Raw genomic sequence first — 13,536 nt, 5'->3', positions numbered from 1 at the left:
GCCTCATTATAGGCAGTCCAATTCGTTGTCTTGTAGGTCGGTGCTGTCGGTTTGCTCATGCCCATCAGCTACCACACTGGATTCACGACATGAATCCCTACCGGATTTGTGCAACAGAGCCATCAAAATAGGGAAACTCCTCAATCAGTGGGCGCTCTCCAGAGTACGTTTGTTCATAAAATTGGCGATCACCATACATGTCTAACATGACAGCTAGTAATGCCTCATTATCAAGAGATTCCATTTCGTTTGCTAACTCAGGCAGTGTAGAAGGCATCTGCTTATAGTATAGAAATTCGTCCACGTCTGGTAAAGTGACCCATTGTCCATCACAAAAGTGGTCGAGTAAATCTTGACGCCAATTTCCCACATTTTCTCTGAAGCGAGCTCCATTCGATGGACGAAACAAGATAACGTCTCTCTGCTCCTCAAGAATCTCAGAGGTTCCATCATCTGAATTGTCATCGACAATAATAAAGCGCGCGCATCCGATGCTTCTATAATGATCTAAAAATTGTTGTATTATTTGATATTCATTGTGACAGACCGTCACGCACGATACTGAAAAGTTGTTGTTTTGTCCTTTAATATTCGTCACTTGCTCTAATATTTTGCTTTTAAAATCAGCCATGATCTGGATCTCCGTCAGCACTTCAAGGTGTCGGTTGTAACTTGCCGCGCAAGCCACAACCCAAACGGGATCAGCAACCAAGCATTTTCCCCAATTGAATCGACTTACATACAGTATGTTTGCGAAGTGAAAAGCAACATGTTGTCATGAAAACATTACCGCTGAGCGAACACAAGATCAGTCTTCTTTAGACACACCACCCACATCTGCCTCGCTCCGTGATCCATGGCCAGACTTAATTGATGCGGTGCGTGAGGGAGAGGGCGAGTGGACCGCGCGCAAGCATGGCGGCCCCAAACGACGTGTCTGGCGCAAGATCCATCTCGGTATCGACGAGCAAACGTTGGAAGTCAGAGCGATCGAGATCACCGACAGCAACACCGGGGATGCACCAATGTTGCCTCATCTGCTCAACCAAATTCCGCGCGATCAGGAAATCGGCAGCGTGACTGCGGATGGCGCATACGACACGCGCCGATGCCACAACGCCATCGCTGAACGCGGTGCGGCCGCAGTCATTCCACCGCGAAGAAATGCCCAGCCATGGAAGCCAACCACCGCCGGTGCCATCGCCAGGAACGATGCGTTGCGCGCGTCAAAATATTTGGGTCGGGCGCTCTGGCGGAACTGGAGCGGCTATCACCGAAGAAGCCGCGTCGAAACAAAGATGCATTGCGTGAAGCTGCTGGGCCAACGGTTAATGGCCCGGGATTTCGACCGTCTGGTCGCGGAGGTTCAGGTGCGCATCGCTGTCCTGAACGGCTACACCGCCCTTGGCATCCCCGTCACAAAGGCCACGGGATAAATCCGTCTGGGGAAAGGGGAGGCTTGTCCGTCAGCTGATTTGTGCAACATGTGTAACCGCCCCAAGCGCAAGAGGTATTTTAGAGCTGATTTTGGCGCGTCATCGGGTGCTGACATGTGTCCGGCCTCATGATGCGGCGTCACACCTGCCGCAGACCCGTATGGTGTTCTAAGGTCGGGTCCAGATCAAATCCGCGTGCTCGTAGGCACTCTGTTGCACACTGGTTCTCCCGATCCCGTCTCTCGACGATTGCGCCAAACTGCTCCTTGCCCCTCTTTCGCTCTGACGTCCTCGCGACCCTGACGGCTTACGCCGCCGTGGCCGGAGCCTTGTAGACACCACCGCGGGCCATCAAGGCCCAAACGATCCGTGCCATTTTGTTTGCCAGCGCCACCCGCACCAGCATCGGTGGCTTGCGTGTCAGCATCCCGCCAAGCCAAGTGCCCGGCTTGGCGGCAGCATGGACATGGCGTTTGATGATGACGCTGTTGGCGCCGATGATCAGCAACCGCCTCAACGATCGCTCGCCCATCCGGGTCGTGGCCCCGAGCCGCTGCTTGCCACCGGTCGAATGCTGTCGTGGCACCAGACCAAGCCAAGCCGCAAAATCACGAGCCTTGCGAAAGATCTCGGGCGGCGGGGCCAGAACCGCAATGGCCGTGGCGATCAACGGACCAATGCCCGGAACAGTCATCAGTCGTCGAGCTACGTCATTTTCTTTGGCCCGGCGGGCGATCTCTGCATTCAGCTTCCCTATCTCCGCCTCCAGATGGGTGAGCGCCGTGATCAGAACCTTCAGCGTGGGGATGGCATCGGCGGGTAAGCCGCTGTCAGGGTCCTCGACGACGGCGATCAGTTTCGATGCGTTAGCCGCCCCCTGCGGCACAATCTGGCCGAACTCAGTCAAATGGCCGCGTAGGGCGTTGATCGCCTGTGTCCGCTGCCTGATCAACAACTCGCGAACCCGGAAGACCATCGCCGCGCCCTGAGTCTCTTCACTCTTCACCGGCACAAAACGCATAGTCGGGCGCACCGCCGCTTCACAGATTGCTTCGGCATCGGCAGCATCATTTTTTTGGCGCTTGACGAAAGGCTTGACGTAGGCCGGCGGGATCAGCCGAACGTTATGGCCCAGCTTGCCGATTTCGCGCGCCCAGAAGTGAGCACCGCCACATGCTTCCATCGCGACACCGCAAGGCGGCAGCTGCCCGAAGAATTCCAACACCTGCGCTCGCCGCAGCTTCTTGCGCAGCACTGCCCCGCCCGCGCCGTCTGCGCCATGCACTTGGAACACATTCTTTGCCAGCCTATCGGCGATTGCTACGCATTCGCCTGTCAGTCAACGGATCGAGTCCGACCGTGATAATCTCCGACATGACCGCTCTCCTTTTGTGGGTCCTCGCAGGCCAACCTTGGCACACAGATGCCATCGGGGGGCGGCTACATCATCAGAGCCGGTGGGAGCGGTGACTTTCGTCGCTAACAGCCAAAAGCGAGACGGCCAAAATCGCGGTGAGGATCGCCCTGATGTGGGCGAGGATCTTGCGGATATTGTGGCCGCAGCCGCAGAGGACTGCGAAGATCGTATCGCCGATCGATCCTTTCAGAGAGCAGTTGGCGAGGCGTCCGTCGGACTTCATATGACCGATCTCTGGCTCGATGGCGCTGCGGCGACGGAGCAGCTTCGCCAGTGCGGGCGTCACGCCTTTCCGGGTGCCGCTGATCAGCACCTTCGTCGTCTCCACGCTATGCCCGCGCCTCTCGGGCATTCTCGAATGCCCTGCCGACCAGCGGGTAGCCGCGGTCGACAACCGCCAGGGAGTGCTTCCGGTCGGTCAGTGTCTCGACCTGCTCCAGCGCCTCTGCCCATCGTAGGGGCTCCCTGGCAGGGACCGCATGCCAACGACGAAGCCTTCGTCGATGGTGGTGGCGAGGCTGGCGCATGTCGATCATGTCGACCAAGCGGGGGCGCAGGAGATCGTCTTGCTCCTCGGGGCGCGGGCGGTGCTTCATCGCGGCTTCCCAATCTGCAAGGTTTTCAAAGAAATCATACAAAACCTTGCAGGAAAAGGCGACCAAAAGGTCGCCATAATCGCGCAAAATTAACACCGTAAGTGTTGTTTAGACCGGACTCGGTAGACGCTTGACCACTTGCCGAACTCTTCTGGCAAGTCTCGCCACGGAGCACCAGTGCGTGCGATCCAGAAAATCCCATCAAGAACAAGCCGGTGGTTGGTCGGTTTCCGCCCATTCGGGGCGCGGACAGCCAAGATGAACCGTTCAAAGAACGCCCACTCTTCGTCCGACATCAGGTCTCGTGCCAAGCTGATCTCCTTTGCAGATACCAGCTTGAATCACGATCAGGCCGCAGTGGAAATCCCTTTTGTCAACAGGACCTAGAGAACCCCGAGCAGCTTAAAGCCCGTTTTGCGCCGCGAATCTGCCCAACACATGAGAAAGTAACGCGCTGTGACAGCTATACTGACAGGCGGCAGAGAATGCCGCAAAGCAAAGCAGCCCAAGCAATAGTCCAGCCGTCGACGCAGTTTTGCGCGAAAGCCACGAGCCGCATACTTCTCTTTGGAGCCAGATCCCTCAACAAATTCGAAGTATGCATCGGGCACGTAAGCCACTTCATCGTGCACCACAAAATCGTACAAAGCGAAGGATGCAGCGCACCATGGCGTCCCTAACTGGGTCCAACGACTCCGCAAACGCTCTGCGCTGTCTGAACGAAACAAGCCATAAATCCATTCTGCAGGAAACGTCAGATTTCGCGGCACGTGTCCCGAGGTATATCTGTTTACGAAGTCAAATACGTTTTGGTTTGGACTTTTGGTCCGCTCACTCTTTGATCCACCGACTAATCTTGTCGTTCCCGCAGCCATCTGGCAATCCGGGCAGGCATCAAGCGCGCGAACAAGTTTTTCTAGGTAATCCGGCGCGGCCGTATCATCGCACGCCCGGAGCATGAAGTAGGCACCCCGACTTGCGCCGATTTGCATCGCACGAGCGAAATTTTCCACTGGAGGCAGCAACTCAGAGCCATAGTCTATTGAGACTCTAGAATCTTTGGCGCAAAACCGTCTAGCGACCTCAACAGTATTGTCAGTGGACCCATTCTCGACGATCGTGACGGAAAAGTCAGTGTAGGTTTGTTCCAGCAAGTCGCTGAGCGTCGCGGCAAGGGTTTCGCCGCCGTTGTGGACTGGAATCACTACGGCTACTTTCGAAAGCTGCATCTTATACCTTCATGCATAAAGTTTCACCAATAATGGTTGATCCTTTGCTTGGGTGACGGCTAATAGCAGGCATCGTATTGGATTGGAAGCGAGCCTTGAGAGAACCCCGGAAGGAGCGAATAAAGAGGTAAGCCGCCGATACATTGACATAGCGACCGCAACGGATATCATAATTTTCTTGATACGTTGGACCGCTTGTCGGTGTTACGCCGCAGTTCCGCTCCTACGTTAAACAGTGGCCACACACCCTTCCTCAAGTGGAGTACTACCTGATGAAAGCCGTAATTCTGGCCGGCGGGCTTGGCACGCGCATCAGCGAGGAATCTCACCTCAGGCCCAAGCCGATGATAGAAATCGGCGGACGCCCGATCCTGTGGCATATCATGAAGCTCTACGGCCATTACGGGATCACTGAATTCGTGATCTGTTGTGGCTACAAGGGTTATATCATCAAGGAATACTTTAAGAATTACTTCCTCCATATGTCCGACGTCACGTTTGATATGCGCGACAACAAGATGGAGGTGCATCAGCAAAACGCCGAACCGTGGCGCGTCACGCTCATAGATACTGGAGAACAGACACAAACCGGCGGGCGCTTGCGGAAGGTGGCCGATCACATTGGCGATGAAACGTTTTGCCTGACCTATGGCGATGGCGTCTCGGACGTGAATATCGCTGCGCTGCTGTCGTTTCACAAAGCAGGCGGGCGAGAGGCGACGGTGACGGCTGTGCAACCCGCTGGGCGCTTCGGTGCTATTGAACTGCTGAACGACCGCGTGAGCCATTTCATCGAGAAGCCCGAAGGCGATGGCCGCTGGATCAGCGGTGGGTTCTTCGTGTGCGAACCCTCAGTGCTGTCGCGCATCGAGGGTGACGCAACGATCTGGGAACGCGAGCCGCTAGAATCCCTCGCCCGCGAAGGCCAACTTTCTGCCTACCGACACGACGGCTTTTGGGCTGCCATGGATACGATGCGCGACCGCAAGGTGCTAGAGGCGCTATGGGCCGAGGACCGCGCGCCATGGCGCGTATGGACATGACTGGCGCGATGACGAAAGCCGCGTTTTGGTCCGGCAAGCGCGTGCTTGTGACCGGTCATACCGGATTTAAGGGTGCGTGGCTATCGCTGTGGTTGGCAGACATGGGCGCGCAGGTCTTCGGCCTTGCGCTGGCGCCGGATACAGACCCCGCCTTGTTCGATCAACTCGCCATTCGCGACCGGGTTGACCACGCCGAGATTGATCTGCGCGACGCCGAAGGCGTAACCGCCCGCATTCAGGCCGTGGCTCCCGACATCGTGTTTCATCTCGCGGCACAACCCTTAGTACGCCGTTCCTACGCCCGACCTGCCGAAACCTGGGCCACCAATGTGCAAGGCACCGTCCACGTCCTTGATGCAATCCGCATGGCGGATCGGCCCTGCACGATAATCGTCAGTACCACCGACAAGGTCTACCAGAATCGCGAATGGGTGCATGGGTATCGTGAAAGCGACCGACTTGGCGGTCATGACCCCTACAGCGCCAGCAAGGCCGCGACAGAGCTGGTGATTTCCAGTTACCGGGATGCGTTCTTTGCAGGCGGCAAGGTAAAGCTCGCATCTGCGCGTGCTGGCAACGTCATCGGCGGCGGTGATTGGGCCGAGGATCGGATCGTGCCTGACATCGTGCGCGGCCTGCGCGATGGTCGCGCAATTGAGGTCCGTAATCCGCGCGCGACTCGGCCTTGGCAACATGTGCTGGAGCCGCTTTCAGGTTACCTTTCCTACGCAGAGCACTTGCACGGCGGCTCTGTCCCGGTGTCGCTCAACTTCGGGCCGGACCCTAGTGCAAATCGACCCGTTAGCGATCTTCTAGACGTCGCTTTGCGTCATTGGCCGGGAGAATGGCGTGATGTCTCGGACGGCAACCAAGTCCACGAAGCGGGCCGTCTCGCGCTGTCGATCGAGCTGGCTCGCGACGCCCTCGGGTGGATGCCCAGGTGGCGCTTTGAAGACGCAGTGGCGCAAACAATCGACTGGTATCGCATGGTGGATGAGGGCGCGGACCCACTGGCCACCACGCGCGCCCAGATTGCAGCGTTTGAGGCTGGCGCATGATCTTCCACGCGCTTCCGCCCAAGGGTCTTTTCAGGGTCAGCATCGAAAAGCATGGAGACGCGCGGGGTTTCTTCGCCCGCACCTTCTGTACGCAGGAATTCGCGAATGCAGGCATCGATGTGACGTGGTGCCAAGTGAACTCTGCCTTCAATCGAAAAAAAGGTACCTTGCGCGGCCTGCATTTCCAACGCCCGCCCATGGCTGACGCCAAGTTGGTGCGCTGCGTGCGTGGGGCGATTCTTGATGTCGTCGTGGATATCCGCGCCGGGTCTGCCACTTTCGGGCAAGCGACCTGCGTGGAGTTGAACGGCGACAACCGCGATATGCTATTCATACCTGCCGGTTTCGCGCACGGCTATCAGACGCTGACGCCGGATGTAGAGATGCTCTACTTTCACAGCGCGCCCTACTCCAAACTCGATGAGGGCGGATTAGCGTGGGATGATCCCGCGCTCGACATCCCTTGGCTATTGCCCCCGACGGAAGTATCTGTTCGAGACACTGGGCACTCTCGCCTGTCCGAATTGGAGCCGATTGCGCTATGAGCCTGTCCCATACCTGCCGCCACTGCGCCGCCCCCCTGACCGAGCGGTTTTTGGACCTTGGCCATGCGCCCCTGTCCAACGCCTATCTGGACGCGGCGGGTTTGCAGGCGGCGGAGGTCACCTATCCCTTGCGGCTCAACGTCTGCTCCGTCTGCCGCCTTGTGCAGACGGAGGATTACACCAGCGCGGCCGATGTCTTCGGGGCAGATTACGCATATTTTTCATCTACTTCATCAGGTTGGGTGGCTCACGCGAAACGCTACACTGACATGATCATAGATCGCCTAGGCCTTGGCGCAGAAAGCCTTGTGATTGAGGTGGCCGCCAACGACGGTTACCTCCTACAGCATATGAAAGCGGCGGGTGTGCCCTGCCTGGGGGTCGAGCCAACCACCGCCACGGCGGACGCCGCGCGTGCCAAGGGGATCGAAATCGTCGAGGATTTCTTCGGTCTGACCTTGGCGGAATCCCTTGTGGCAGGCGGCAAATCCGCCGACCTGATCTTGGGCAACAACGTCTACGCCCATGTACCTGACATCAACGATTTCACTCAGGCCATCGCTACGGCTTTGAAGCCTGAGGGCATCGTGACGCTGGAGTTCCCGCACCTGATGCGCCTTGTTGAACACCGTCAATTCGACACCGTCTATCATGAGCATTTCTCCTACCTCTCACTGCTGACCGTGCAGCGCATATTTGAGGCCAACGGCTTGCGTGTGGTGGATGTTGAAGAACTTTCGACCCACGGCGGATCGCTTCGTGTCTACGGATGCCGGTCGGCTGCGAGCCACGTCGCCGCGGATGCCGTCGATATCATTCTTGCACAAGAACGCGCCCGCGGCATGGATACACCGGACTTCTACAAGGGCTTTCAGTCTGAGGCTGAGGCAGTCAAGGATGCCGCTGTTCGCTTCCTTCTGGACGCCAAGCGCGACGGGCAAACGGTTGTCGGATATGGCGCAGCTGCCAAAGGCAGCACGCTGATGAATTTTGCAGGAATTCGCCCCGACCTTCTGCCCCGCGTCCATGATGCCGCCCCCGCCAAGCAGAACATGTTCCTGCCTGGCAGCCACATCCCGATCTTTGCGCCCTCGGCGCTAGACGACACGCGCCCAGATTACATCGTGATCCTGCCGTGGAACATCGCCGATGAAGTCCGCGAGCAGCTGTCCTATCTTGCAAAGGCAGGCACCCGCTTTGTAACCTTTGTGCCGGAGTTGAAAATCGTATGAGCGGGGTCTTCGTCACAGGCGGAACCGGCTTTGTCGGACGGCATGTGTGTCGGCTACTGGCCGCTGTAGGCCAAGAGGTGACAGCGATTGTCCGCCCCGGCAGCGTCGCCCGCGTTCCAGAGGGTATAGCGCGGGTAATCGTGGTAGAGGACATCTTTACCCAGACGCCCGAATGGTGGGCAGAGCATTTGACCGAAGGAGCCCACCTTATCCATCTTGCCTGGACCGCGACGCCGGGGAAATACATCAACGATCCTGCCAATCTCCGCTGCCTTGCCGGCACGCTCGCCATGGCAGAAGGGGCCATCGCAGCGGGGATCTCCAAGATCACCGGCATCGGGACCTGCATCGAATATCGCATGGGCGACGCGCCGCTGGACATTGACACACCGCTCGATCCGCAGTCGCCTTACGCGGGCGCTAAGGCTGCCGCTTTTACGGCCCTTTCAACCTCACTAGCCAAGACAGACACGGACTTCGCATGGTGCAGGCTTTTTGCGCTTCACGGCGAGGGGGAGCACCCCGACCGCCTAGTCGCGAACCTGCATTCGCGGCTTGCCAACGGCCAAGAAATTCCGCTCAGCGATGGCGCACAGATCCGCGATTTTCTGGACGTTAAAGAAGCCGCACAATGTATCGTTACGACTGCCCTTGGCCCCACCAATGGCCCGGTCAATATCTGCTCGGGCACAGGAATCAGCGTGCGCGACCTAGCGCTTGGCATTGCTACGCAGTATGGACGCGTTGACCTTTTGAAGTTTGGCGCGCGGCCCAACAACATCTTCGACCCCGCGACGATCGTAGGAGTACCGACCAAGATGCCGAAGGATTTCGCCCCATGACCTCGCCGTCTTTATACCGCCAAACCGGCTTTCCCGTGTTCCAGAACCGCACTTATGCCACGGCTGAGGAGGCGCGAGACTGTGCTCTTGGGGACATTGATCTGGCGCAAGACCCGACGACGGGGATTGTCACCAACCGCGCGTTTGAGCTCGCCAAAGCAGTATACGACACTGACTACAATAATGAGCAATCCCACAGCCCCCGTTTTCAGGCGCATATGGACGATGTGGCCGCGCGGATCACGGCCCACATGGGGCTCAAAAACCTGATCGAAGTGGGCTGCGGCAAGGGCGCATTTCTGGAGCAAATGATCAAAGGCGGCGCAGATATCACTGGGTTTGATCCAACCTACGAGGGCAATAACCCGCTGATCCGAAGATCTTACTTTAGCCCGGACTTAGGGATTGAAGGCGACGGGTTGATCTTGCGCCACGTGCTGGAACACATTCCACAGCCCGTCGATTTCCTGAAGCAATTGGCCGAGGCCAATGGCGGCAAGGGTCTGATCTATATCGAGGTACCCTGCCTCGATTGGATCCTAGAGAACCGGGCATGGTTCGACATTTTCTACGAGCATGTGAACTACTTCCGCATGGATGATTTCGCCCGCATGTTTGGACGCCTGCTGGTCTCAGAACGCCGCTTTGGCGGGCAGTATCTGTCGATCATTGCGGACCTTTCCACACTGCGCGATCCTGCGCTAGGCGCAGACGTTGACTGGCCTGAGGATTTCTCTGCCGGCCTTTCAAAAAGCGATACTGGCGGCATGGTTTGGGGTGGCGCGTCGAAGGGCGTGATCTTCTCACTTCTGCGGCTGCGCGAAGGCCGCCCTGTGGACGGCGTGATTGATATAAACCCGGACAAACAGGGCCGCTACCTACCCGTGACCGGCCTGCGCGTGACCTCGCCCGAAGACGCAACCCAGTTGCTTGCTCCCGGTACGTTGATATACGTGATGAACCCCAATTACTTTGATGAGATCAAAGCGATGACCGGTAATCGCTTTTCATATGAGAGAACAAGCCTGTGACAGACTTTGAACGAGAAGCAGCAGCGCGCCTTGAGGCGGCTGCCAAGAACACAGACCTCCATGCCGCCACAGCTGCGTTCCGGGATGAAACAATCAAGTCGTTGTATTCATACAACTTCTTCTGGCAGGGCCGTCCAATCATCCAGTATCCGCAAGATATCATGGCGATGCAGGAACTGATCTGGGCCGTGAAGCCTGACCTGATCATCGAGACGGGGATCGCCCACGGCGGCTCGCTCATCTTCATGGCCTCGCAACTAGCACAGTTGGACCTGTGCGATGCAATAGAGGCAGGGGACGTCATGGACCCTGCCGTCCCAAAACGTCGTATTCTCGGCATCGATATCGATATCCGCGCCCACAACCGCGAAGCAATTGAAGCGCATCCCATGGCGGGTCGAATCGATATGATCGAAGGCTCCTCCATCGCGCCAGAAGTTATCGCGCAGGTCCACGCGGCAGCTAAGGGGGCGAAGAAAATTCTTGTCTCGCTCGACAGCAACCATACGCACGACCACGTTTTGGCGGAGTTGGAGGCCTACGCCGATCTGACAAGCATCGAGAGCTATTGTGTTGTGTTTGATACAGTCGTCGAAGATATGGATGCCTCGATGTTTCCGGATCGACCTTGGGGGCAGGGAAACAATCCAAAGACAGCCGTGCAAGCGTTTCTTCAGACCACCGACCATTTCGAAATCGATTACGCAATTGACGCTAAATTGCAAATGTCCGTTGCGCCGAGTGGATATCTACGGCGCGTGAAATAGCCGGATCATTCTGGCGGCAGGCCCCGTGATGTGCCAACTGTCACGCATATTCTTGAACATTCATCACCGAGAGCCAGAATTTGGCACCTTCGTTCTCGGCGATCCAGAGGCCCAGAACTTCACGCTGGCCATCGCGGGTGACGCCGAGGGCGATGTAGACGGCCTTGTTCTTTACGGTCCGGCTGTCCGCGTCGCGGATCTTCGCCCGTAGCGCATCGAAAAGCACGATGGGATACATCCGGTCCAGCGCCCGGCTCTGCCATTCCCGGACCTCGTCCAGCACCGCATCGGTGACGCGGCTGATCAGGTCGGGCGAGACATTCAGGCCATAAGGGTCGAGCAGGTGGGCCTAGATGTCCCGCTCCGTCAGACCGGCGGCATAGAGGCCGATGATCTTGTCATCTATCTCGTCGATCCGGGTCTGCCCCTTCTTCACCAGCTCTGGCTCGAAGCTGCTGTCCCGGTCTCGCGGGACCGCCACCGGCATCTCGCCTCGACGCGCAGCTGCGCCGAAGTCTCGTCGACCGCCTTAGTGGCTGCCTCAACCCGTTGACGCTCGGCGTCGAGGGCGAGTTCTAAAGCGGCCAACTCTTCTTCCTTCTTTTGAAGGCGGACCGCGTAGATCTGCAGCCGTTTCGCCTCTTTCTCGCTCAGCGCCACTGTGGCGGTGAGCCTATCAAGGTTTCCTTGTGTCTTCACCATCGACGCTCGAAGTTCGAGGGCACGTAACTCGAGAGCTTCCAGGTCGGCCTCGCGTGCCGCAATCTCGCCCGGAAGGTCCTCGTGCAACTGCCGCACCGAACGATGCAGCGTATCGGCGTAACGCGCCCCGGCGGTGAGGCGGTCGGGTTTACGATGCCCGCGCTCGATCCCAGGGCAGTGCCCCGCCATCACTTCCGCCGCGATGTCTTGCAACTCCGAGGTCGTGCCAGTGACATTCAACAGCGTAGATCCTCCGGTGTCGCGGTATCTGGTGATCGCCCAAGGAACGCCGCAAAATCCTTGATTGCCCGAATATGAGACTTTTGGTGTTTGTCGCCCATCCCACGGATGCGCATGTCCTCGATCATCCGCTGGCGCAGCGGGCTCATCTTCTCCTCTGTCATGGGAACCTCCTGATTGACGATTGAGAAACTCCAATCGTCAATCAGGTCAGCCAGATCACAAAATGCGCACAGCTATGGCCGGCTCACCCCATCAGCCAAAGGCACCAATGCCGCGGAGCGGCTTCGTCCTTGGGCCGATCGTGCTCCTCTTCACGCTCTCACGCGAACCCAAGGGGCAAAGTTGTGATGCGTCCCATCAAAGCAACCCATTCTTAGAACCTAGAACGCATAGCCGTAACTAGATCCGCTGTTCAAGCGGCACTTCCGGCTCAACCGTCGCCAAGATCGCTGCGGCTGATGTACCCGTGGCGCGCGCCAATATCACCAACTCGACCACGTCGATCCGCCGCTCGCCGCTCTCGATCCGGGCGATCATTGACTGATGGCAACGTAGTCGTTCGGCCATAGCGCTTTGCGACAGGCCCGCAGCCCTGCGTGCGGAAATGAGCGCTTCGATCAGGGCCGTTTGACCAGCGGAGTGAATGGTTCGGGTCATGGTCGCAAAAGAATCCTTTCGCGACACCTTGATCTATTTTTAAGATTATCTAAAAAATAGATAATAGCAAAGGAGATCACAATGCTCGAATGGCCAGAAAACTTCATCCCAAGCTTCCTGATAGATGCGGATCAGGAAGCGCAGAAAGCGCGTGATATGCGCCTTTCCGAGCTATTTCATCAGCCGCACACGCTTTGGCGGTTACGATCTATGCTCGCCGATCCATTCTACCGCCCGCTCATGGAGCTTGACCGCAATTCAGCGACAGATTTTGCTTCGGCTCTGGTGCTCAAACAGCGAGGATTTATCGAGACTCGTGAACTAACCGCCCGTTTCGGGGAGCTTTCGGGCCATCGCATAGAGACCGTCGAGATCACGCAAGAGGGGTTTGAATTCCTCTACAATTATCACGCGACGGTCGACAGCCTAAATCCGGATATTCGCTGTGACGCGGGAGAATTGATGCATAGTGCCGTTCTGGCTTACATGGCGCGGGATCTTGGGTATGGGATTGTTGTCACGCGCGATCTGGCTGAAGTCGCGATTGAGATTGAGGATGGCGATGTTTTGCGTCGGATGATGAGCCTTATGCGCTTCTCTCGCCAACTCCGCGGGGCACCTGACGATCTGGTTGACGCCATCGAACAGCGCCGAGACGCGCAAGACTACTGGGCACCGAGGTCGGATGGCGAGCGCACGGGGTATCAGATCATCGATCTTTTTATGTCGTAGCCGGAG

Annotated in this window: 13 protein-coding genes and 5 pseudogenes; 9 read left to right on the top strand and 9 right to left on the bottom strand. The window is 57.5% G+C overall.

The features are described 5' to 3' along the window. Positions 1–97 precede the first annotated feature (97 nt). Positions 98–631: a glycosyltransferase family 2 protein gene (locus AB4874_RS19485; RefSeq protein ID WP_368393253.1), complete on the bottom strand. Its 534-nt coding sequence runs from the start codon at positions 629–631 to the stop codon at positions 98–100. Positions 632–884: 253 nt separating this feature from the next. Between AB4874_RS19485 and AB4874_RS19480 the strand changes: the two are divergent. Further along, positions 885–1,436, top strand: a pseudogene (locus AB4874_RS19480) (IS5 family transposase); the annotation flags it as partial. A 307-nt stretch (positions 1,437–1,743) separates the two neighbouring features. Here AB4874_RS19480 and AB4874_RS19475 read toward each other — a convergent pair. The 4 genes and pseudogenes from AB4874_RS19475 to AB4874_RS19460 form a co-directional block, all read right to left on the bottom strand. After that, on the bottom strand, positions 1,744–2,775 hold the full coding sequence (locus AB4874_RS19475) for an IS110 family RNA-guided transposase (protein ID WP_438273509.1): 1,032 nt from the start codon (positions 2,773–2,775) through the stop codon (positions 1,744–1,746). A gap of 109 nt (positions 2,776–2,884) precedes the next feature. After that, positions 2,885–3,382, bottom strand: a pseudogene (locus AB4874_RS19470) (IS5/IS1182 family transposase); the annotation flags it as partial. A 186-nt stretch (positions 3,383–3,568) separates the two neighbouring features. Then, a pseudogene (locus AB4874_RS19465) lies at positions 3,569–3,766 on the bottom strand (transposase); the annotation flags it as partial. Between the two features lie 66 nt (positions 3,767–3,832). Then, positions 3,833–4,678, bottom strand: coding sequence for a glycosyltransferase family 2 protein (locus tag AB4874_RS19460; RefSeq protein ID WP_368393252.1), 846 nt, complete (start codon positions 4,676–4,678; stop codon positions 3,833–3,835). A gap of 272 nt (positions 4,679–4,950) precedes the next feature. Here AB4874_RS19460 and rfbF point away from each other — a divergent pair, with 272 nt between their 5' ends. From rfbF to AB4874_RS19425, 7 genes are read left to right on the top strand one after another with little or no spacing between them, the layout of a single operon-like run. Next, positions 4,951–5,721 (top strand): glucose-1-phosphate cytidylyltransferase, encoded by a 771-nt coding sequence (gene rfbF / locus AB4874_RS19455; RefSeq protein ID WP_368393251.1) that lies wholly within the window; start codon positions 4,951–4,953, stop codon positions 5,719–5,721. Continuing rightward, a complete protein-coding gene (rfbG, locus tag AB4874_RS19450) occupies positions 5,703–6,779 on the top strand; it encodes a CDP-glucose 4,6-dehydratase (RefSeq protein ID WP_368393250.1) in 1,077 nt (358 codons plus the stop codon). The genes rfbF and rfbG overlap by 19 nt, the downstream gene beginning before the upstream one ends. Continuing rightward, positions 6,776–7,324, top strand: a complete 549-nt coding sequence (locus AB4874_RS19445; protein ID WP_368393249.1) for a dTDP-4-dehydrorhamnose 3,5-epimerase family protein — start codon at positions 6,776–6,778, stop codon at positions 7,322–7,324. The genes rfbG and AB4874_RS19445 overlap by 4 nt, the downstream gene beginning before the upstream one ends. Beyond that, positions 7,321–8,556 carry a class I SAM-dependent methyltransferase gene (locus AB4874_RS19440; RefSeq protein ID WP_368393248.1) on the top strand — a complete coding sequence of 412 codons (1,236 nt, stop codon included), beginning with the start codon at positions 7,321–7,323 and terminating at the stop codon, positions 8,554–8,556. Before AB4874_RS19445 ends, AB4874_RS19440 begins: the two co-directional genes overlap by 4 nt. After that, on the top strand, positions 8,553–9,398 hold the full coding sequence (locus AB4874_RS19435) for an NAD-dependent epimerase/dehydratase family protein (protein WP_368393247.1): 846 nt from the start codon (positions 8,553–8,555) through the stop codon (positions 9,396–9,398). The genes AB4874_RS19440 and AB4874_RS19435 overlap by 4 nt, the downstream gene beginning before the upstream one ends. Next, positions 9,395–10,429: a class I SAM-dependent methyltransferase gene (locus AB4874_RS19430; protein ID WP_368393246.1), complete on the top strand. Its 1,035-nt coding sequence runs from the start codon at positions 9,395–9,397 to the stop codon at positions 10,427–10,429. Before AB4874_RS19435 ends, AB4874_RS19430 begins: the two co-directional genes overlap by 4 nt. Beyond that, entirely contained in the window at positions 10,426–11,196 is a 771-nt protein-coding gene (locus AB4874_RS19425) for a cephalosporin hydroxylase family protein (protein ID WP_368393245.1), read from the top strand. Before AB4874_RS19430 ends, AB4874_RS19425 begins: the two co-directional genes overlap by 4 nt. 58 nt (positions 11,197–11,254) lie before the next feature. On the opposite strand, the pseudogene AB4874_RS19420 reads toward AB4874_RS19425, so the two are convergent. The 4 genes and pseudogenes from AB4874_RS19420 to AB4874_RS19405 all read right to left on the bottom strand — a co-directional run. Continuing rightward, positions 11,255–11,674: pseudogene (locus tag AB4874_RS19420) on the bottom strand (IS256 family transposase); the annotation flags it as partial. Beyond that, positions 11,629–12,138 (bottom strand): hypothetical protein, encoded by a 510-nt coding sequence (locus AB4874_RS19415; RefSeq protein WP_368393244.1) that lies wholly within the window; start codon positions 12,136–12,138, stop codon positions 11,629–11,631. The gene AB4874_RS19415 and the pseudogene AB4874_RS19420, both read right to left, overlap by 46 nt. 2 nt (positions 12,139–12,140) lie before the next feature. Beyond that, positions 12,141–12,302 (bottom strand): annotated as a pseudogene (locus AB4874_RS19410) (phage integrase N-terminal SAM-like domain-containing protein); the annotation flags it as partial. A 238-nt stretch (positions 12,303–12,540) separates the two neighbouring features. Then, on the bottom strand, positions 12,541–12,798 hold the full coding sequence (locus AB4874_RS19405) for a helix-turn-helix domain-containing protein (protein ID WP_368393242.1): 258 nt from the start codon (positions 12,796–12,798) through the stop codon (positions 12,541–12,543). Between the two features lie 81 nt (positions 12,799–12,879). On the opposite strand from AB4874_RS19405, the gene AB4874_RS19400 reads away from it, so the two are divergent. Then, the gene (locus tag AB4874_RS19400) at positions 12,880–13,530 is read left to right on the top strand and encodes a hypothetical protein (protein WP_368393241.1); all 651 of its coding nucleotides are present in this window, start codon (positions 12,880–12,882) and stop codon (positions 13,528–13,530) included. Positions 13,531–13,536 lie beyond the last annotated feature (6 nt).

It is taken from the genome of Thioclava arctica (assembly GCF_040892615.1).
Classification (GTDB): Bacteria; Pseudomonadota; Alphaproteobacteria; order Rhodobacterales; family Rhodobacteraceae; genus Thioclava; species Thioclava arctica.
Note: the sequence above shows the minus strand (reverse complement) of the source record. Positions and strands in the feature narration are given on the sequence as shown.